Source organism: uncultured Arthrobacter sp., from assembly GCF_964021775.1.
In the GTDB taxonomy this organism is placed as follows: Bacteria; Actinomycetota; Actinomycetes; order Actinomycetales; family Micrococcaceae; genus Arthrobacter.
The window spans coordinates 95,314-114,828 of record NZ_CAXHZI010000002.1; the positions used below are offsets into that span (position 1 = coordinate 95,314).

A 19,515-nucleotide genomic window follows, 5' to 3' on the forward strand; every position below is an offset into this window, starting at 1 on the left:
CGTGAATGCTTCCCCGGGCTGATCCGTCCCGGGGCCGGCCCGGCTAGCGCTTTCCCGGCGCGTGCACCACCAGGACGGGGCAGTGTGCGTGCGCCACGAGCGCGGAGCTCACCGAGCCGAGCAGCAGGCCGCCGAAGCCGCCATGTCCGCGCCGGCCCAGCACCAGCAGGTCCGCGTTGCGGCTTTCCTCGAGCAGCATCCGGCGCGGATGCCCCTGGACCAGCCGGGTTTCCACGTTGGCAGGAAGGGTGTCGCCGAAGGCCTTCACCACTGTTTCCTGCAGGATTTCACCGGCGCGCACGTCAAAGTCATTAATCCCCATGGCCACGTAGCCGTCGTACACCGGCGGCACGTCCCAGCAGGCCAGCGCAACGATGTTGGCGGACAACGGAAGCGCCAGGCCCTGGGCCTGGCGCAGCGCCTCCACCGAGGCCTCCGATCCGTCGACGCCGACCAGGATGGTCCGAATGCCCGTAGCCTCGCTCATGACTGGTCCCTTCGTCGTGCCCCCGCGGCGCGTAGCTCCAAGGATTCCGCCGCCCGCGTAGCCCGGGCTAGGGCCGAAAGTCACGGCCCCGAACCGGCCCACGGGCCGCCGTGGGCCGAACGGCCCTTGCCCGGGACCGGCGGCCGGCCGGAGACTGGCTGTGCGGGGCGAAGAAATATTCGGGCCCCGCGACCATTGGCGGCCTCTGGAGGTCACAATGGAAGGTACGACTCCACCACAACTCAGGATCCAGCGGTTAGGGTTCCGCACAAGATGGACGGGCGAAGTCTGTTACGCACCTGCGACGCGAGCTGGGGAGCTCCGCGGGAAGCGTGGCAGCAACGGCGCCCTGACGGGAGAAACATGATTGCCTGGGCAGATGCCGGTCTCACTGCAGCCGAGGGCCATCCGGCTGTGATCCGTGTGTTCATCCTCGACGACCACGAACTGGTCCGCCGCGGCCTGCAGGAACTGCTGGAGGGCGAGGGCTTCCTCGTGGTCGGCAGCTCCGGATCTGCGGTGGAGGCGACCCGCCGGATCCCGGCGCTACACCCCGACGTCTGTGTCCTGGACGCCCGGCTGCCCGACGGCACCGGAATCGAGGTCTGCCGGGACGTGCGCTCCATCGATCCCTCGCTGAACTGCATCATCCTCACCAGTTTTGACGACGAGCAGGCCCTGCGCGGTGCCGTCCTCGCCGGGGCCTCCGGTTACGTCCTCAAGGAGATCGGCGGCACCGACCTGATCGGTGCGCTGCGCCGCGCCGCGGCCGGCGAATCCCTCTTCGAGGATGGCGTCGCTGCCGGGATCGTTGAGAGCCTGGTGGAAACCGAGGAGGTCGATCCGCGCACCGCTGCCCTCACGCCGCAGGAGCGCAGGGTGCTGGAGCTGGTCGGCGGCGGCCTGACGAACCGCCAGATCGCGGCCGAGATGTTCCTGGCCGAAAAGACCGTGAAAAATTACGTCTCGTCCCTGCTGGCCAAACTGGGCTTCGAGCGCCGGACCCAGGCGGCGGTCTTCATCGCCAGCCCGGCCGGCGCCCCGGCGGGCACACCTGCCGACGCTGCCCGGCAGCACAGCGTGCGCTGACGGCTCGGGCGGACAGGCCACGCCGGGAGCGGGGCCGATAGCCGCTAGAGCGGGACGGACCATTCAACGCTGGTGCCGGCGTCCGGCGCCGTCGTGATGGTGCACTGGCCGTCCAGCATCCGTGCCCGGTCTTCCAGGTTGGCCAGGCCGTTGCGTTCCTGGCTGTCGTTGAACCCGGAGCCGTTGTCCGTGATGACCACCGTGACCTGGCCCTTGATGACGGCGACGGAGACCGAGATGGCATCCGCGCCGGAATGCCGGACGGCGTTGCTCAGCCCTTCGGAGACCACCGCCACTACGTTGTCCGCCTTGTCCGGCGTGACCGCGTCCACCGGCCCGGTCAGCGTGAGCCGGGGCGTGAAGGGCATGGATTTGGCCGAACTGCGGGTCACGCGCCGGATCCTGCCGCTGAGCAGTTCGGTCTCCCCGCTGCTGCTCTTGAGCGAGTAGATGGTGTCCCGCAGGCTGCGGATCGCCTCGTCCAGTTCGCCGGTGATGTTGCGGATCCGCTCCGTTGCCAGTTCGTCCTTGGTGAACCGGGTCAGGCTCTGGACGCTCAGCCCGGCGGCGAACAAGCGCTGGATGACCAGGTCGTGCAGGTCCCGGGCGATCCGGTCCCGGTCGGTGAAGACCAGCAGTTCCTCGCGGAGCCGGTGCACCCGGGCGAGTTCCAGGGCCAGGGCCACATGCGAGCCGAAGACGGCCCCCATCTCGATGTCGGTGCGCGCGTACCGCAGCGATTCCTGTTTGCGGGCCAGCAGCAGCAGCCCGTGGTGGGCGCCCTGGGTGCTGAGGGCGACCGCGAGCAGCGGGCCCAGGCAGCCGCCGTCGGTGCCCTCCAGCATCCCGTCCGTGTGCTCGAAGATGACCGGTTCGCCGCCGTTAAGCACGTCCTGCAGCTCGGGTGCGTCAAGGGTCAGGGATTTGCCGGCGAAGTTCTTCGCCCGCTCCCCCGCGGCACCGGCCACGATGTAACCGGGGCCGGACACATCCGGTGCCACAATCAGGGCCAGCTGGGAGTCGGACTCCTGCAGCGCCCGGGCCGCGATGGGATCGAGGCCACCCGAGGTGTAGTCCCGGTCGCTGCCGAGCATCAGCCCGGACACGTCCATGCACGCTTCCAGCCAACGGGCACGGCGCCGGGAGTCGTCGTAAAGTTTCGCGTTCTCGATCGCGACGCCGGCGGCGGCGGCCAGCGCCACCGCAAGCGCCTCATCTTCCGCGGTGAAGTCCCCGCCGCCTTCCTTCTCGGTCAGGTAAAGGTTGCCGAACACGGTGTCCCGGACCCGGACCGGGACGCCGAGGAAGGACTGCATGGGCGGATGGTGCTCCGGGAAACCGTAGGCCTCCGGATGTTTGCGCAGGTCATGGAGCCGCAGCGGCCTGGGATCGCTGATCAGCAGGCCCAGCACCCCGTGCCCGGTGGGCAGCGGGCCGATCTGCCGGGCGAGTTCGCCGTCGATTCCGACGGTGATGAAGTGGCTGAGCGCATGGTCGTCGCCGATCACGCCGAGGGCGCCGTAGCGTGCATGCAAAAGGCCGCAGGCGGACTGCACCACACGTTCCAGCACGGCGTCCAAGCTGAGGTCCTCGGCCACGGCGACGACCGCTTCGAGCAGGCCGGCCATGCGCTCCTGGGACTGGAGCAGCTCTCCGGCGCGGGAGACAAAGTCCTTGAGCAGGTCCTCGATCCGGGGGTTGCCGGAGGAGACGATGTCCGGGCTGTTACCAGGTGAATGCATCTTCATTGGCCCCAATTCTCACGACGTACATCCGCGCCGATGACGTGTTGCCAGAATACCCCCATCCGCAGCGCGGGGACCTAAAAGGGGCTGAGGTTTGTTACGCCGCCGGGCCGTTATGCCCTAGCCCCACCGCCGCGGGCTGACGTAGGCTCGGCGCCATGAGCACTGATCCGAAAGCTGCCGCCGGCCAGCCCCACGACGTCGAAAACCTGGAGAACCACGAGTGCTGGAGGCTGTTGCGCAGCGTCACGGTGGGCCGGATGGCCGTCTGGGTGGACGACCACCCGGACATCTTCCCGATCAACTACAAGGTGGACCACGGAACCCTCGTGTTCCGTACCGCGGAGGGCACCAAGCTGCAGGCCGCCACCGGAGACACCCCGGTGGCCGTCGAGGCCGACGGCGTGGACGCGGACAGCGGGATTGCCTGGAGCGTGGTCATCAAAGGCCAGGCCGCCGCGGTGAAGAACCAGGAGGAGGTCCTGGACACCGTGGGCCTGCTGCTGTTCCCCTGGCAGGCGGGCAAGAAGGAGCACTTCGTCCGGATCACGCCGGACTCCGTCACCGGACGGCGTTTCAAGATTGTGCCCCCGCTGACCTGGTGGACGCCGCTGGATGACGCGACCCGCTCCGGCTTCGAATAACCCCCAGCCCGAACAGCCCCCAGCCGCGTCGGATGCGGCTAGGGCGCGGTTCAGGCCAGCCGGGTGATTTCCACCGTCACGGCCAGCGCGGAGCCTCCGCCGCCGGACAGGATGCCCTTCAGCGGCGGTACGTCGCGGTAGTCCCGGCCGCGCGCCACGGTCACGTGGAAGTCCCCGGCCGGCTTGTGGTTGGTCGGATCCCAGCTGCGCCACTCGCCGTCCCACCACTCCAGCCACGCATGGGACTGCCCGGCGACCGTCTCGCCGAGCTCCGCCGTCGAACGCGGGTGCAGGTAGCCGGAGACGTACCGGGCCGGGATCCCGCAGCTGCGCAGCGCCCCGATGGCCAGGTGCGCGAGGTCCTGGCAGACGCCCTGGCGCTGGTTCCACGCCTCTTCGGCGTTCGTGGTGACGCCGGTGGAGCCTTTCATGTAGCTCATCTCGCCGCGCATCCATTCGAAGACGGCCATGGCCGCCTCGTGCGGGTTCCGCCCCTCGACGACGCCGGGGACGATCGCGAGGACCTCGGCGCCCGGACCGGTCAGCTGCGACTGCGGGATCCAGTCGCTGAACTGGTTGAGCGTCTCCGGCGCGGCGAGTACGTCCCAGCCCACAATGTCCGCCTCGGCCGGGATCCGCTCCACGCGGTGGACCTCCACCGTGGTGGTGGAGAGGACCTCAAGGTGGTCGTGCGGCATCTGCATGTCGAACGCCGTCACCCGGGTGCCCCAGTAGTCGCGGTAGCTGCTAAGCGCCGCCTGCGACGGCGAGACCTTCATCGAGGACTCAAGCACCACCTGCTGGGGGTCCGTCAGCGGCGTCATCCGTGCCTCGTTGTACGAGAGCGTGACCCGCTTGTTGTACTTGTACGCGGTCTTGTGGGTGATGCTGAGCCGGGTCATGAAACTTCTCCCACCCAGGCCAGTTCGTCTGCCTGATTGAAGTACTTACGGGAAATGGCGTCCGAGGCCTGCGACACGGCCTTCTGCACACGCTCCATGTGCTCCGGCAGTTCGGACATCAGGTCATCGGTGCGGTGGAACTCCAGGAACGTCCGGGCCTGGCCCACGATCCGGCGGGCGTCGTTGATGAAGCCGACCCGCTGGGCCGACGGATCCAGCTTGGCGAGGCAGTCGTCGGCGTCGCGCAGGGCGTAGACGATGGACCGCGGGAACAGCCGGTCCAGCAGCAGGAACTCGGCCGCGTGCTGGTCACCGAAGGCGGCGCGCCGGGTCCGCAGGAACGACTCGTACGCGCCGGCGCAGCGGAGCATGTTCACCCAGGACATGCCGGCCGAGAGCACGTCCCGGGTGGAGAGCATCCGCGCGGTCATGTCGGCGCGCTCCAGCGAACGGCCCAGCACCAGGAACAACCAGCTTTCGTCGTGGCTGACCGTGGTGTCCGCGAGGCCGCTGACCATGGCGGTGCGTTCCAGTACCCAGTTGCAGAAGCGGTACGTGCCCACCACGTCCTTCCGATGCTGGTTCAGCCCGTAATAGGTGGTGTTCAGGCTTTCCCAGAGCCCGGAAGACACGGTTTCCCTGGCCCGCCGGGCGTTCTCACGCGCGGCGCCGAGGGACCCGGCGATCGAGGTGGCGCTGTGCTTGTCGTAGGCCAGGGCGTGCAGCAGCTCATCGAGGCCGAACTCCTCGGACTGCGGCCGCGCACCCATCACGGCGAGGAGTTCCTGCGCGACGCTGCGCTGCTCCTCCATCGGCAAGTGGTTCAGCCGTTCCAGGTGGACGTCCAGGATGCGGGCGGTGCCGTCGGCACGTTCCACATAACGGCCGATCCAAAACAGTGACTCGGCGATACGGCTAAGCATTCGCGGCTACCTCCTGCGCCTCGGACATCTGCTGCTGTTGCTGTTCCTTCTGGCTGTCGCGCCAGTTGCTCTCCACCGGCCAGACCGACACCCGCTCGCGGACCGCGATGGCTGGCCGCGGGATGACCTCGACCGGGACCTGCGGGGAATCCGCCAGCACCCAGGTGTCCTTGGAGCCGCCGCCCTGGCTGGAGTTCACGATCAGGGAGCCCTCCTTGAGCGCCACCCGGGTGAGGCCGCCGGGCAGGACCCAGACGTCGTCGCCGTCGTTCACCGCGAAGGGCCGCAGGTCCACGTGCCGCGGGCCGAACTTGTCGCCACTGAGTGTGGGCACGGTGGAGAGCTGCAGCACCGGCTGCGCGATCCAGCCGCGCGGGTCGGCGATGATGCGCTTGCGCAGGGCCTCGAGCTCGTCCTTGGACGCGTCGGGGCCGATCACGAGGCCCTTGCCGCCGGAGCCGTCCACCGGCTTGACCACCAGCTCGTCGAGCCGGTCCAGCACATGCTCGCGGGCTTCCTTCTCTTCGAGCCGGAAGGTGTCCACGTTGGCGATCACGGGTTCCTCGCTGAGGTAGTACCGGATCAGGTCCGGCACGTAGCTGTAGACCAGCTTGTCGTCCGCGACGCCGTTGCCCACCGCGTTGGCGATCGTGACGCCGCCGGCGCGGGCGGCGTTGACCAGTCCCGGGCAGCCGAGCATGGAGTCGGAGCGGAACTGCAGCGGGTCGAGGAACTCGTCGTCGATCCGCTTGTAGATCACGTCCACGCGCTGTTCACCGGCGGTGGTGCGCATGTAGACCCGGTTGCCGCGGCAGATCAGGTCCCGGCCCTCGACCAGCTCGACGCCCATCAGGCCCGCCAGCAGGGTGTGCTCGAAGTAGGCGCTGTTGAACACGCCGGGGGTCAGGACCACCACGGTGGGGTCGTCGACGCCGGACGGCGCCGTTTTGCGCAGCGCGGACAGCAGCCGGCGCGGGTATTCCTCCACCGGGCGGATGAGCTGCTGGCCGAACGCCTCCGGCAGGCCCTTGGCCATGGCACGGCGGTTCTCCAGGACGTAGCTGACACCGGAGGGGACCCGGACGTTGTCTTCGAGCACCCGGAAGGTTCCCGCCGCGTCGCGGACGACGTCGATGCCGGAAATGTGGACGCGGACGCCGCCGGCCGGTTCGAAGCCGTGGACCTGGCGGTGGAAATGCGCGCTGGTGGTCACCAGCTGCCGCGGAATGACGCCGTCGGAGACCACCGTCATCTTGTCGTACACGTCGTTGAGGAACGCCTCAAGCGCCCGGACACGCTGGGCGACGCCGCGTTCCAGGACCGTCCACTCATCGGCCGGGATCACCCGGGGCACAATGTCCAGCGGGAAGGGCCGCTCCTCCCCCGCGAAGTCGAAAGTCACGCCGCGGTCCAGGAAGGTCCGCGCCATGGAGTCGGCGCGGGCGGTGACGTCGGCCAGCGACAGTTCCTGCAGTGCCCCGGCCACCTGCCCGTAGGAGCGCCGGGCCTGCTGGTCCGGGGTGAACATCTCGTCGTAGGCGCCGCTGCGGCCGGCGGCCTCGGAGTAATCCTGGAATAGGTCAGACATGCCCACTAGCCAACCACCTTTTCGTTACGAAATCATTTCGGCGCAGGCCCGCGGGGCGTGTTGCGGCCCACGCTGCGATATTTAGCCGGCGGTTGCGGCAAGGTGGGGTGCGTGCCTTTGATCCGCCCCTCCTTTCCGCACCGCCGCCCGGGCCGCCTGCAGCCGCTGGTGCCCGGCCTGCTGGCCTGCGCTGCTGCCGTCGCCGCCGCCCTCGCCGTCCACCTGGCGCTGCCCGCGCTGCCGGCCATGACCGTGGCCGTGCTGCTGGGGCTGCTCGCCGCGAACCTTCCCGGCGTGTCCGGCTGGAGCGCCGGGGCCGGCCGGCCTGGACTGGACTTCGCCGGCAAGCACCTGATGCGCAGCGGGATCGTGGTGCTGGGGCTCAAGGTCAGTGTGGTGGACGTGCTGGGCCTGGGCGTGCCCGCGCTGTTAGTGATCACCGGGGTGGTGCTGGCGGCGTTCGCCGGCACCTACGGCATCGGCCGGCTGTTCCGGCTGCCGCCGGCGGTGTCGTTGCTGCTCGCGACCGGATTCGCCATCTGCGGCGCCTCCGCGATCGGCGCGATGGCCGCCGTGCGCCGCATCCGGCAGCAGGACACCGTGCTGCCGATCGCGCTGGTCACGCTCTGCGGCACACTCGCGATCGGCGTCCTGCCGCTGCTGATCGGGCCGCTGGGGCTGGGCCCGGAGGCTTTCGGGGCCTGGGCGGGCGCGTCGGTGCACGACGTCGGGCAGGTCGTCGCCACCGCGCAGACTGCCGGCGCCTCGGCGCTCGCCGTCGCCGTCATCGTCAAGCTCACCCGGGTACTGCTGCTCGCACCCATGGTCGCAGCGGCCGGGATCCACCACCGGCTCGGGTCCGACGACGGCGGGAAGCTTCCCCCGGTCGTGCCGTTGTTCGTGCTGGGGTTCATCGCCATGGCCGCCCTGCGGTCCGCCGGCTGGCTCTCCCCAGAGGTACTCGGGGCGGCCGCGGTGCTGCAGGACGTGCTGCTGGGCATGGCACTCTTCGGCCTCGGGTCGGCCGTCCGGGTCGGGCACCTGTTGCGGACCGGTACCCCCGCCCTGTTGGCCGCGCTGGCGTCGTGGCTGCTGATCGCCGCGCTGGGACTGGCCGCCGCCGTCGTCCTTATCCCCGGCCGCTGACCGACCGCCCCGCCGATTCCCGGCCCCGCGGCACCGCCCGTGATTAGATAGCGGAGTGTCGAACCAGAACCTGAGCCGTGACGAAGCGGCAACCCGCTCAGCCCTGATCACCACCCACAGCTACGACGTCTCCCTCGACGTCCGCCAGGCGGCGGATCCCGCGGTTGCGGGCTACACCAGCCGCAGTGTCATCACCTTCTCCGCCAGCGAACCCGGCGCTTCCACCTTCCTGGACTTCATCGGCAGTTCGGTGCACAGCGTCTTCCTCAACGGCAAGGGCCTGCCCGTTGCCGACGTCGTGGACGGCTCCCGGATCCGCCTGGACAACCTGCAGGCCGATAACCAGGTCACGGTCACCGGCACCGCCCTGTTCAGCACCTCCGGCGAGGGCATGCACCGCTTCTTCGACCCCGCCGACGGCCAGTGCTACCTCTACACCCAGTACGAGCCGGCCGACGCGCGGCGCGTATTCGCGAATTTCGAACAACCCGACCTCAAGGCCGAGTTCACCTTCCACGTGATGGCCCCGTCCGAGTGGCAGGTGTCCTCCAACGGCGCCGAAACCCTCCGCACCCAGCTGACCAGCGACCCGGCAACAAGCCGCTGGGACTTCGCCCCCACCAAGCCGATGTCCACCTATATCACCACCGTGCTCGCCGGCCCCTACTTCAAGGCCGAGGACACCTGGCACGGGAACCTCGCGGATGGAACCGCCCTTGACGTGCCGCTGGGGCTCTACTGCCGCGCTTCCATGGCACCGTCCTTCGACGCGGCAGAACTGTTCCGGTTGACCAGGAACGGCCTGGACTTCTTCAACGACCTCTTCGACTACCCGTACCCCTGGGGCAAATACGAGCAGGCCTTCGTGCCCGAGTACAACCTCGGCGCCATGGAGAACCCGGGCCTGGTCACATTCACCGAAAGCTACGTCTTCACCTCCCGGGCGGCCGACTCGCAGTACCAGGGCCGTGCCAACACGCTGCTGCACGAGATGGCGCACATGTGGTTCGGAGACCTCGTCACGATGCGGTGGTGGGACGATCTGTGGCTCAAGGAGTCCTTCGCCGACTACATGGGCACCCTCGGGGTGGACCGGACCACGGACTGGGCGACCGCGTGGGTCAACTTCGCCAACAACCGCAAGGCCTGGGCCTACGTCCAGGACCAGCTGCCTACCACGCACCCGATCGTCGCGGACATCCCGGACCTCGAGGCCGCGAAGCAGAACTTCGACGGCATCACCTACGCCAAGGGCGCCTCGGTGCTCAAGCAACTGGTCGCCTACGTGGGCTTCGACGCGTTCATCGCCGGCTCACGCCGGTACTTCCGCGACCATGCCTACGGCAACACCACCCTGGCGGACCTGCTGGCCGCACTCAGCGCTGCCTCCGGCCGGGACCTCGCCACGTGGGCCCGGCAGTGGCTGCAGACCTCCGGCATCTCGACCCTCAGCACCGAGATCGAAGAGCACGACGGCGTCCTGGGCGCCGTGTCCCTGCTCCAGCACGCCGAAGACCCGATCACCGGCCGCCAGGAGCCGCGCCCGCACCGGCTGCGGATCGGCCTGTACAACCCCGACGCCGCCGGAGCCTTGGTCCGCACCGACAGTGTGGAGACCGACGTCGACGGCGAACGCACCCTGGTGGGCCAGCTCGCCGGGATGGCCCGCCCGGCGCTGCTGCTGGTCAACGACGAGGACCTCAGCTACGCCAAAGTCCGGCTGGATCCGCACTCGGAGGCCACCGTGCGCAGTTCGCTGGGCTCGATCGGCGATCCGATGGCACGGGCCCTGTGCTGGACCGCGTTGTGGGACTCAGCCCGGGACGCCGTCACGCCCGCGGCCCGCTACGTCGAGGCTGTGCAGCGCTTCGGCCCCGCCGAGACCGGCATCGGTGTGCTCCTGAATGTCCTGGGCAACGCCGGAACGGCAATCGAACGCTACGTGCCCGCCGCCACGCGGAGCACCGTCCGCAGCGCCTTCCTCAGCGCAGCGGCCGCGGAGCTGCGGAACGCGGCGCCCGGCTCCGACCAACAGCTGGCCTGGGCGCGCACCGTGGCCGCCACGAGCCGCTACGACGCGGGAGAGCTGGACCTGGTCAGGGGCCTGCTGGACGGCAGCACCGTCATCGAAGGCCTTTCCGTCGACGCGGAGCTCCGCTGGAACCTCTGGCACGCCCTCGCGGCCAACGGGCAGGCGGACCCGGCGCAGCTGGACGCCGAACTGGACCGGGACAACACCGCCTCGGGCAAGTCCGGTCACGCCACGGCCCTCGCGGCCCGGCCCGACCCGGCGGTCAAGGATGCCGCCTGGGACGCCGCGGTCCACGGCACGGAACTGTCCAACCAGCTACTCAGTGCCACCATCGCGGGCTTCAACACGGCGCCGGCCACCCTGCTGGATAACTACGTGGAACCCTACTTCGAGTGCCTCGAACGGGTCTGGGCGGACCGCAGCATCGAGATCGCCAGCCGGATCGTCCGCGGGCTCTACCCGGCCGGCCAGGACCTCGGCCGGGGCGGCGGCGCCCCGGCCGGGCACCCGGTGATCGCCCGGACGGACCAGTGGCTGGCCGAACATCCGGACGCGCCGCGGGCACTGCGCCGGATCATCATCGAACAGCGCAGCCAGTTGCTCCGCGCGCTCACCGCGCAGGCGGCGGCCTAGCAACCCCGCCCCGCGGCCGCTACGGGACCCGGTGCAGCCACTCCGTGGTGCCGAACTTGGTCTCCACCCGGCGGCGGGCGGCGTCGAGTTCGGCCTCGGTGAGTTCCGCCGGCGTCGCCGCGTACCGTTCAGTGAAGACCTCGATCATGGCGGCGACGATCTCGGCGCGGGCCAGCCCGGTCTGCCGCCGCAGCGGGTCGACGCGTTTCTTGGCGCTGGTGGTGCCCTTGTCGGAGAGCTTCTCCTTGCCGATCCGCAGCACGTCGACCATCTTGTCGGCGTCGATGTCGTAGCTCATGGTGACGTGGTGCAGCATGCCGCCGTTGGCGAGACGCTTTTGCGCGGCACCGCCGATCTTGCCCTGGTCGGTGGCAATGTCGTTCAGCGGCACGTAGAAGGCGTTGATGCCGACCTTTTCCAGCGCGGCCATGACCCAGGCGTCCAGGAAAGCGTACGAGTCCGCGAAGCTGATGCCGTCCACGAGGGTTTGCGGCAGGTAGAGCGAGTAGGTGATGCAGTTGCCGGCCTCCATGAACATGGCTCCGCCGCCGCTGATCCGGCGGACCACGCTGATGCCGTGTCGGCTGACGCCGTCGGGGTGGACCTCGTTGCGGACGGACTGGAAACTGCCGATCACAACCGACGGTTCCTCCCAGTCCCAGAACCGCAGCGTCGGGTTGCGGCGCCCGGCACCGACCTCCTCGGTGAGGACCTCGTCGAGGGCTACGTTCACGTGCGTGGGCAGCACGGACGGGGCGATGATGTTCCAGTGGTGGTCGCCCCAGCCGGTGGCCTTGGCCAGGGCCCGGCGGACCGCGATGGCGACCGCTTCGGCCGAGAATCCGAAGAGCACGGCGTCCTCCGGCAGGGCCGCGGTCACGGCTGCGGCCAGGTCCGCCGCGCCGGCGTCCACCGGCAGCCCGGTGAGGCTGCGGTTGATGTCCAGGAGCGCCTCGTCGGGTTCGAGGAAGAAATCCCCGCTGATCGAGACGTGGGCCAGGACGCCGTCCACGACGTCGAGATCGGCTACCACCAGCTTGCCGCCGGGAACCTTATACTCTCCGTGTCGCCGGCCGCCGTCGTCCTCGGTGCTGGGCGCTGCGGGGGAAGGGAAGGAAGTCATACCCTCAATCCTGCCCCACTGCCCGGCCGAAACAGAACCCGGCCGTGAACCGCAGCGGCCCCGCACCCGGCCGGCTTCGGGACGCAAAAAGCCCGCACCGTTGCCGGTGCGGGCTTTTCCAAAAGACCTTGGGGTGAAGAAGGTTACTTCTTGCCGCCGAAGCCCTTGAAGCGAGCGTTGAAGCGCTCGACGCGGCCTGCAGAGTCCATGATGCGCTGCTTGCCCGTGTAGAACGGGTGGGACTCGGAGGAGATTTCGACGTCGATGACCGGGTAGGTGTTTCCGTCTTCCCACTCGATGGTCTTCGAGGAAGACACGGTGGACTTGGTCAGGAACTTGACGCCGGAAGCCAGGTCGTTGAAAACAACAGCTTCGTACTTCGGGTGGATATCAGACTGCATAATTGGACCTTTGTTCGCGCAACTGGATTTTGCCAGCTGCCAGGTATGAGTGGGAGTGGCTGCCCGGCGCCGAAAGGCGCAGCACGGCCAGCTATCAATAATAGCCCAGATCCTGCGCCTGGACGAACCGGCCCGCGGGCGGACTCCCGGGATCCTGCCGACGGCAGCGGCGGCCCGGATGGGGCGTCAGTCGCGGGGCCGCAGTTCCCAGAACGCGACGGCGGACGCGGCCGCGACGTTGAGCGAATCGACGCCGGCGCGCATCGGGATCTTCACGGCCAGGTCGACGGCGGCGAGGGTTGCCCCGCTCATCCCGGCGCCTTCGGTGCCGAGCACCAGGGCCAGCCGGTCGGGGTTCCGGGCCGCGAGCACGTCGACATCCACGGCGTCCGGTGTCAGTTCCATCGCGGCGACGAGGAAACCGTGTTCCTTGAGCACCGCCAGCTCCCCTGGCCAGTCTTCGAGCCGGGCCCACGGGACCTGGAACACGGTGCCCATGCTCACGCGGACGCTGCGCCGGTAGAGCGGGTCCCCGCAGCGCGGGGAGACCAGTACGGCGTCCAGCCCCAGGGCGGCCGCGGAGCGGAAAATCGCGCCGACATTCGTGTGGTCCACGATGTCCTCCAGGACCGCGATCCGGCGGGCACCGGCGAGCAGTTCGGGCAGCGGCACGGGAGCCGGGCGGTGCATGGCCGCCATTGCGCCGCGGTGCAGGTGGAAGCCGGTGATTTCCTCCAGCAGCGCGGCCGAGCCGATGTACGCCGGCACGTCCGGGTAGGCCTCAAACACGTCGGCGAGGTCCTCGAGCCATTTCTCCGCGAGGAAGAACGAGCGCGGCCGGTGCCCGGCGGCGAGGGCGCGGCGCAGCACCCGGGAGGACTCCGCGATGTACATGCCCTCCGCGGGTTCACGGAGTTTGCGCAGGTGCACGTCGGTCAGCTGGGTGTAGTCGGCGACCCGGGGGTCGTCGGCGGATTCGAGGTGGTGGAAGCTCATGGGCCGCTCAATTCACCAGCTTCGCGATCATGAAGCCCAGTGCCACCGTTCCCAGGATGAAGATGACACCGCGCAGCACCGGCGGCGACAGGCGGCGGCCCACCTTGGAACCGACCAGGCCGCCGATTAGCGAACTGACGGCGATCAGCCCGACCGCGGGCCAGCTGATCCGGTCGAAGGCGAACAGCAGGTAGGACGCTGCGGCGACGAGGTTCACGCCAAGGACCAGGATGTTCTTCATGGCGTTGGCGTTCTGCATGGTTCCGGCCATGAATACGCCGAGGATGCCGACCAGCAGGATGCCCTGCGCCGCCACGAAGTACCCGCCGTAGACGCCCGCGAGGTAGACCAGTACCACCAACAGGAAGCCGTGTCGCTTGTCCCGGATGGCGTGTTCCGGGTTCTCTTCGCGGTTCTGCACCCAACGCTGCAGCCTGGGCTGGAACACCACCATCAGCAGGGCCACCACGATCAGGGCGGGCGCAGCGTAGTGGAAAACCTGCTCCGGCAGGTGCAGCAGCAGGTAGGCGCCGGTGATTCCGCCCAGCAGCGAGGCGGGCAGCAGCCGCAGGAGTTGGTTCCGCCGGCCGGCGAGCTCCTTGCGGTATCCCCAGGCCCCGGCCGCGCTGCCGGCCACCAGGCCCATGGCGTTGCTGATCGAGGCGGTCACCGGGGCGAAGCCAAGGGCGATCAGCACCGGGAACGTCACCAGGGTGCCGGAACCCACCACGCTGTTGATGGTGCCGGCCCAGAGGCCGGCGACGAAAATGAAGACGCTACTGAGGAACTCCACGCGCTGTCAGCGGGCCCTTCAGCGGCGGGCGGTGGCGGTGTACCGGCCGCCGGTCTCGCTGACGTCGAGGTCGACGCCGAACGTCTTGCTGAGGTTGTCCGCGGTCAGCACGTCTGCCAGCGGGCCGGAGGCGACCACGCCGCCGTCGCGCATCAGCAGGGCGTGCGTGAACCCGGGGGGCACTTCTTCGAGGTGGTGCGTGACCAGCACGATCGCCGGGGCGGCTTCGTCCCGGGCCAGCTCGCTGAGCCGGTGGACGAGGTCTTCGCGGCCGCCCAGGTCCAGGCCGGCGGCAGGCTCGTCGAGCAGCAGCAGTTCCGGGTCCGTCATGAGCGCGCGGGCAATCTGCACACGCTTGCGTTCGCCCTCGGAGAGTGACGCGAATGGGCGGTTGAGCAGCGGGCCCATCCCCCACTCATTGAGCAGGGCGAAGGCGCGGCGTTCGTCGTCCTTTTCGTAGCCCTCGCGCCAGCGGCCGGTGACGCCGTACGCGGCGGTCACCACGACGTTGAGGACCTTTTCGTGCTCCGGGATCTGGTTGGCGAGGGCGGCGGAGGACAGGCCGATCCGCGGGCGGAGTTCGAAGACGTCCACGGCGCCGAGGATCTCTTCGAGGATCCCGGCCATACCACTGGTCGGGTGGAGGCGGGCGGCGGCCACCTGCAACAGAGTGGTCTTGCCGGCGCCGTTGGGGCCCAGGATCACCCAACGCTCGCCTTCCTTGACCTGCCAGTCAACCTTGTCCAGGAGCGTTTTTGCCCCACGTACAACGCTGACGGCGGCCATTTCAAGAACATCACTCATAGGAGTAGACACTAGGACAAAAAAGCGGACGACTGATAACCGGGGCGGCGGGCCCGCAGTGGCGCCCCCGGGGTGCGTCACCGGCGTGAAACGAATTCAGGGCGGCTGCGGCCCGCTCGCTAGGATTGAGGCCATGAGTTCGAACGTGACCGCGGTCAGCTACGGCGTCAATTTGTCCCTTCCCGAAGTAGCGCAGCTGCGCCGGTCGCTGGCCGGAGCGGGGTTGTCCATCGGCGCCGAAAGCACCGCTGGCGACGGCCGATTCTCGGTTTACTCCGCCGACTGCACCATGCCGGACGCCCCCACGGCGGAAGGGCTGGCCGGGCTCCGCCGGAGCATCGCCGCGGCGCGGATTGACGGCGTCGACACGGCCGTTGTCCCCGCCGCCCTGCGGGAGGCCCCGCGGAAGTTCCTGATCATGGACGTGGACTCCACGCTGATCCGGCAGGAAGTCATTGAGCTCCTGGCGGCCTACGCCGGCAAGCGCGAGGAAGTGACGGCCGTGACGGAGGCGGCCATGCGCGGGGAACTGGACTTCGCGCAGAGCCTGCACGCCCGGGTGGCGGTGCTCGCCGGGCTGCCGGCCGACGTCGTCGAGTCCGTCCGGGCGGAGGTGACCCTGAGCGACGGCGCGGCCGAGCTGGTGGCGGCGTTCAAGGCGGCCGGGCACGCCGTCGCGGTGGTGTCGGGCGGCTTCAACCAGATCCTGCGGCCGATAGCCGAGGACCTGGGGCTGGACTACTGGATAGCCAACGAACTGGAAATTGTGGACGGCGCGCTGACCGGGAAAGTACTCGGCGACGTGGTGGACCGCGCCGCCAAGGAAAAGTACCTGCGGGAGTGGGCCGCGGCCGAGGGCATCCCGATGGAGCACACCATCGCGGTGGGCGACGGGGCCAATGACCTGGACATGCTGGGCGCCGCGGGCATCGGGGTCGCGTTCAACGCCAAGCCGGCAGTCCGCGCCGTGGCGGACGCAGCCGTGAACATGCCGTACCTCGACGCCGTCCGGCACATCGCCGGAGTGTAGGGCCCGGCCTGGCGTCCGCGTTAACGCCAGATGACACTTGGCGGCAGTGTTCTTGAAAACCACTGCCGCCAAGTGCCATCTCGGCGGTTGCTAGTTGCTGCCCGCGCCGCTCGACTTGTCGAAGTAGTCGGCGCCGCCGACGTATTCGGTGTGGCCGGTCTCGACGTCGGCGGTGGCCATCTTGGCGACCTCGGCGGCAAATTCGTTCACCGAGTACAGCTTGCCGGCCTCGGCGCGGCGGGCCTCGATGGCGCCCGGGTTGGAGCGGTCCAGGAGCGTGGCGGTGACGGTGCCTTCGATCATGTCGCCGGAGACCACCACCAGGGAGATGCCCTTGTCGGCGAGGCTCGGAACGAGCTCCCGGAGCGCGTCCTCGCCGGCGCGCTTGCTGCGGGCGACGGGCTCATACTCGGGCATGGTGGGCACGGTCTCGATGAAGTGGGCCTGATGGCTGGTCACAAAGACCACCCGCGACCCTTCGGACATCAGCGGCACGGCTGCGTTGAGCATGTTCACCTGGGCGTCGCGGTTGAGCTTGAGCGCGTAGCCCTCTTCCATGCCGGACTCCATGCCACCGGAGGCGTTGAGGACCAGCAGATCCAGCGAGCCGAAGTTCTCCATCGCTGCGCTGGCGAGGGCCTGGACGCCTTCCTGCGTGGTGAGGTCAGCGCCTACGGCTGCGGCCCGGCCGCCCGCTGCCTCGATTTCCGCGACCACCTTGTTGGCGCGCGGCGCCTTTTGGCGGTAGTTCACGACGACGGCGGCACCCTCGGCGGCGAGGAACTTGGCTACCTCTGCGCCAATGCCGCGCGATGAACCGGTAACGATCGCGGTCTTGTTGTCCAGCAGTCCCATTCGAGCTCCTTTGTTCCAAACGTCCAAATACTGTGGGGTCTGCTGTCCATCATGCCAGCGGTCCGCAGCAATTCGATTGTCCGGGGTCCACAAAGAAGCCGCGCAGGCCTAGTTCCGGCGGCCGCGTCGTTCGGGTCGCGGCACGCTCCGCGGGACATGCCCTCCGGGTGCGTCGGGCAATGGACATAGTACCCATATGCCCACCCGCCGCGACGAAGACTGGACATGTCCCCCTGGTGGAAGACGGTGCGAGTGGCTGCGGGGACCGGTGGCGGCGTAGGCTCGCGGCCATGGGGAGCCAGGGCACCGAGTCCACACCGGAGGAAGTCTTTTACGGGTCGCCCCGGGGCCTTGCCTTGTACCGCGTCGTGGAACGGATGCTTACCGGACCCGCGCCGGTCGCAGCAGGCCGGCTTTCAGCTGGTCCGCCTATAATCCGTCCGGGCGCCGTCGATCCGCCTGAAATCAGGGCAACCAAAAGCCAGGTCGCCTTCCGCGGGCGGCGCCGCGGCTTCGCCTACGTCTGGTGGCCCGGGCGCTACGTGCGCTCCGACGTGCCGGCAGTGCTCTCGATTGCCGCGGGCAGCCGGATCGACTCGCCCCGGTTCAAGTCGGTGGTACACCCGTCACCCGGACTGTGGATGCATCATCTGGAGCTTCGTTCCGCGGAGGACCTCGACGCCGAGGTGGCGGGCTGGCTGCGGCAGGCCCGGGACGAAGCCGGCTGAAGTCCGGCGCACCACTCGCCTGCCGCAGCCAGCCGGCCGACTCCCCCAAGAACCTGCGAAAACCTGCGGTGAGGTGCCTGCCGGCGGTGAGACCTGCCTGCGTCAGCCCCGGTCGACCCTAATCTTCTTGGTCGTCTCGCCCGGCGCCGTGACGGGGGCGGGGGCGCGCACTTCCAGGACGCCGTCCTTGTAGCTGGCGGTGATGTCTTCTTCCTTGGCCCCGGCCGGCAGGGCGATGCTGCGCAGGAAGGAGCCGTAGCGGAACTCTGAACGGTAACCCGTCTTGCTCTTGTGCTCGGTCTTTTCCTCGCGTTCGGCCCTGATATGCAGCATGCCTTCGCTGACCGACACGTCGACGTCCTTGTCGGGATCGATGCCGGGAACCTCCGCCCGCACCACCAGGGTGTTTCCGTCCTGGAACTGCTCGACCTTGATGGTCGAGGCCATCGTCAGGTCGCCGTCGAGGAAGCGGCGGACGGGCTCCAACATGTCCGAGGGTGCCCACTTGCTGAGATCAGCCATAATAATCCTCCTGGGTCCACGCCCCTGCCTTGGCGCGGTCAGGGGCTGTACGACCCATTACACGCCCCCGGCTGCTGCGCCGCCTAGGGCCAAAGGCCCGGCCCCGGGCGGAACCCGCGGCGCCGAGACCGGCCCTCAGCCGCCGTCGTCCCCGGTCCCGGCAGCCGCCGTCGTCCGCGGGGAGGGCAAACGCAGCCCGGCCCAGCCGGCTCAGGCCTAGTGGCCCATGCCGAGGCCGCCGTCGACCGGGATAACCGCGCCGGAGATGTACGCCGCCTCATCGCTGGCGATCCAGCGCACGACGTCGGCGACTTCCGACGCTTCGGCGAAGCGGCCGGCGGGAACCTTGGACAGGTAGTCCTTCTGCGTGGCTTCCGGCAGTTCGGCGGTCATGTCCGTGTTGATGAAGCCGGGCGCCACCACGTTGGCGGTGATGCCGCGTGCCCCGAGCTCGCGGGTAAGTGAGCGGGCGATGCCGACCAGGCCGGCCTTGGACGCGGAGTAGTTGATCTGGCCGGGGGCGCCGTAGAGGCCGGACACGGAGGAAATGAGCACCACGCGGCCCTTGCGGGCCCGGATCATGCCCTTGGAAGCGCGCTTGATGACGCGGAAGGCGCCGGTGAGGTTCGTGTCGATCACCGAGGTGAAATCGTCCTCACTCATCCGCATCAGGAGTGTGTCCTTGGTGATGCCGGCGTTGGCGACGAGGACCTCCACCGGCCCGTGCGCCGCCTCGACCTCGGCGAACGCGGCGTCCACGGAGGCCTCGTCCGTGACGTCGGCTTTGACCCCGAGGATGCCGGCCGGGAGCGTCGTCTCGCTGCGGTAGGTCACAGCGACCTTGTCGCCGTTGGCCAGGAAGGACTCGGCGATGGCGAGGCCAATGCCCCGGTTGCCGCCGGTGATGAGGACGCTGCGGCTGGTCGAGGTTGCTTCAGACATATTGGGCTCCGGGATTCTGCGGCTCACTGGCACCGCGTCGGGTGGGCTGGATTTTCCTGCCTCCGATCTTAGCCTCCGGCGCGAACGTTCCGGCCCGGGGCCGGCAGCTGTTTGGGTGCCCCCGCCGATGGT

General features: G+C 68.9%; 19 protein-coding genes. 6 read left to right on the plus strand and 13 right to left on the minus strand.

Annotation, left to right across the window (positions count from 1 at the left end; all coding sequences use genetic code 11):
• Positions 1-43: 43 nt before the first annotated feature.
• Positions 44-487 (minus strand): universal stress protein, encoded by a 444-nt coding sequence (locus ABIN76_RS02330; protein WP_346958110.1) that lies wholly within the window; start codon positions 485-487, stop codon positions 44-46.
• 363 nt (positions 488-850) lie between these two features.
• Between ABIN76_RS02330 and ABIN76_RS02335 the strand changes: the two genes are divergently transcribed.
• The gene (locus tag ABIN76_RS02335; protein ID WP_346958111.1) at positions 851-1,576 is read left to right on the plus strand and encodes a response regulator transcription factor; all 726 of its coding nucleotides are present in this window, start codon (positions 851-853) and stop codon (positions 1,574-1,576) included.
• A 44-nt stretch (positions 1,577-1,620) separates the two neighbouring features.
• On the opposite strand, the gene ABIN76_RS02340 is transcribed toward ABIN76_RS02335, so the two are convergent.
• Complete coding sequence (locus ABIN76_RS02340) at positions 1,621-3,318, minus strand: GAF domain-containing sensor histidine kinase (RefSeq protein WP_346958337.1); 1,698 nt, start codon at positions 3,316-3,318, stop codon at positions 1,621-1,623.
• Between the two features lie 161 nt (positions 3,319-3,479).
• On the opposite strand from ABIN76_RS02340, the gene ABIN76_RS02345 reads away from it, so the two are divergent.
• Positions 3,480-3,965 carry a pyridoxamine 5'-phosphate oxidase family protein gene (locus tag ABIN76_RS02345; RefSeq protein ID WP_346958112.1) on the plus strand — a complete coding sequence of 162 codons (486 nt, stop codon included), beginning with the start codon at positions 3,480-3,482 and terminating at the stop codon, positions 3,963-3,965.
• Positions 3,966-4,015: 50 nt separating this feature from the next.
• On the opposite strand, the gene ABIN76_RS02350 is transcribed toward ABIN76_RS02345, so the two are convergent.
• Genes ABIN76_RS02350 through ABIN76_RS02360 form a run of 3 tightly spaced genes read right to left on the minus strand, consistent with a single transcriptional unit; the run spans position 4,016 to position 7,378 of the window.
• Positions 4,016-4,867: a transglutaminase family protein gene (locus ABIN76_RS02350; protein WP_346958113.1), complete on the minus strand. Its 852-nt coding sequence runs from the start codon at positions 4,865-4,867 to the stop codon at positions 4,016-4,018.
• The gene (locus tag ABIN76_RS02355; protein ID WP_056739454.1) at positions 4,864-5,790 is read right to left on the minus strand and encodes an alpha-E domain-containing protein; all 927 of its coding nucleotides are present in this window, start codon (positions 5,788-5,790) and stop codon (positions 4,864-4,866) included. Before ABIN76_RS02355 ends, ABIN76_RS02350 begins: the two co-directional genes overlap by 4 nt.
• The gene (locus ABIN76_RS02360; protein WP_346958114.1) at positions 5,783-7,378 is read right to left on the minus strand and encodes a circularly permuted type 2 ATP-grasp protein; all 1,596 of its coding nucleotides are present in this window, start codon (positions 7,376-7,378) and stop codon (positions 5,783-5,785) included. The genes ABIN76_RS02355 and ABIN76_RS02360 overlap by 8 nt, the downstream gene beginning before the upstream one ends.
• A gap of 111 nt (positions 7,379-7,489) precedes the next feature.
• Between ABIN76_RS02360 and ABIN76_RS02365 the strand changes: the two genes are divergently transcribed.
• Both ABIN76_RS02365 and pepN read left to right on the plus strand, forming a co-directional pair.
• Positions 7,490-8,524 (plus strand): putative sulfate exporter family transporter, encoded by a 1,035-nt coding sequence (locus ABIN76_RS02365; RefSeq protein WP_346958115.1) that lies wholly within the window; start codon positions 7,490-7,492, stop codon positions 8,522-8,524.
• 55 nt (positions 8,525-8,579) lie between these two features.
• Entirely contained in the window at positions 8,580-11,189 is a 2,610-nt protein-coding gene (pepN, locus tag ABIN76_RS02370; RefSeq protein ID WP_346958116.1) for an aminopeptidase N, read from the plus strand.
• Positions 11,190-11,208: 19 nt separating this feature from the next.
• Here pepN and ABIN76_RS02375 read toward each other — a convergent pair whose 3' ends face one another.
• The 5 genes from ABIN76_RS02375 to ABIN76_RS02395 all read right to left on the minus strand — a co-directional run bounded on the left by ABIN76_RS02375 (position 11,209) and on the right by ABIN76_RS02395 (position 15,306).
• Complete coding sequence (locus ABIN76_RS02375) at positions 11,209-12,312, minus strand: biotin/lipoate A/B protein ligase family protein (protein ID WP_346958117.1); 1,104 nt, start codon at positions 12,310-12,312, stop codon at positions 11,209-11,211.
• A gap of 143 nt (positions 12,313-12,455) precedes the next feature.
• Positions 12,456-12,713: a type B 50S ribosomal protein L31 gene (locus ABIN76_RS02380; RefSeq protein ID WP_056739465.1), complete on the minus strand. Its 258-nt coding sequence runs from the start codon at positions 12,711-12,713 to the stop codon at positions 12,456-12,458.
• 186 nt (positions 12,714-12,899) lie between these two features.
• Complete coding sequence (locus ABIN76_RS02385) at positions 12,900-13,709, minus strand: RNA methyltransferase (protein ID WP_346958118.1); 810 nt, start codon at positions 13,707-13,709, stop codon at positions 12,900-12,902.
• Positions 13,710-13,716: 7 nt separating this feature from the next.
• The gene (locus tag ABIN76_RS02390) at positions 13,717-14,502 is read right to left on the minus strand and encodes a sulfite exporter TauE/SafE family protein (protein ID WP_346958119.1); all 786 of its coding nucleotides are present in this window, start codon (positions 14,500-14,502) and stop codon (positions 13,717-13,719) included.
• Between the two features lie 18 nt (positions 14,503-14,520).
• On the minus strand, positions 14,521-15,306 hold the full coding sequence (locus tag ABIN76_RS02395; protein WP_346958120.1) for an ABC transporter ATP-binding protein: 786 nt from the start codon (positions 15,304-15,306) through the stop codon (positions 14,521-14,523).
• Positions 15,307-15,439: 133 nt separating this feature from the next.
• On the opposite strand from ABIN76_RS02395, the gene serB reads away from it, so the two are divergent.
• Entirely contained in the window at positions 15,440-16,336 is an 897-nt protein-coding gene (gene serB / locus ABIN76_RS02400; RefSeq protein ID WP_346958121.1) for a phosphoserine phosphatase SerB, read from the plus strand.
• A 90-nt stretch (positions 16,337-16,426) separates the two neighbouring features.
• Here the strand turns inward: serB and ABIN76_RS02405 are convergent, their stop codons facing one another.
• Positions 16,427-17,191: an SDR family oxidoreductase gene (locus ABIN76_RS02405; protein WP_346958122.1), complete on the minus strand. Its 765-nt coding sequence runs from the start codon at positions 17,189-17,191 to the stop codon at positions 16,427-16,429.
• A gap of 290 nt (positions 17,192-17,481) precedes the next feature.
• Here ABIN76_RS02405 and ABIN76_RS02410 point away from each other — a divergent pair, with 290 nt between their 5' ends.
• On the plus strand, positions 17,482-17,919 hold the full coding sequence (locus tag ABIN76_RS02410; protein ID WP_346958123.1) for a DUF5655 domain-containing protein: 438 nt from the start codon (positions 17,482-17,484) through the stop codon (positions 17,917-17,919).
• A 102-nt stretch (positions 17,920-18,021) separates the two neighbouring features.
• Here the strand turns inward: ABIN76_RS02410 and ABIN76_RS02415 are convergent, their stop codons facing one another.
• Complete coding sequence (locus ABIN76_RS02415; RefSeq protein ID WP_346958124.1) at positions 18,022-18,441, minus strand: Hsp20/alpha crystallin family protein; 420 nt, start codon at positions 18,439-18,441, stop codon at positions 18,022-18,024.
• Between the two features lie 216 nt (positions 18,442-18,657).
• The gene (fabG, locus tag ABIN76_RS02420) at positions 18,658-19,383 is read right to left on the minus strand and encodes a 3-oxoacyl-ACP reductase FabG (RefSeq protein WP_346958125.1); all 726 of its coding nucleotides are present in this window, start codon (positions 19,381-19,383) and stop codon (positions 18,658-18,660) included.
• Between the last annotated feature and the right edge of the window lie 132 nt (positions 19,384-19,515).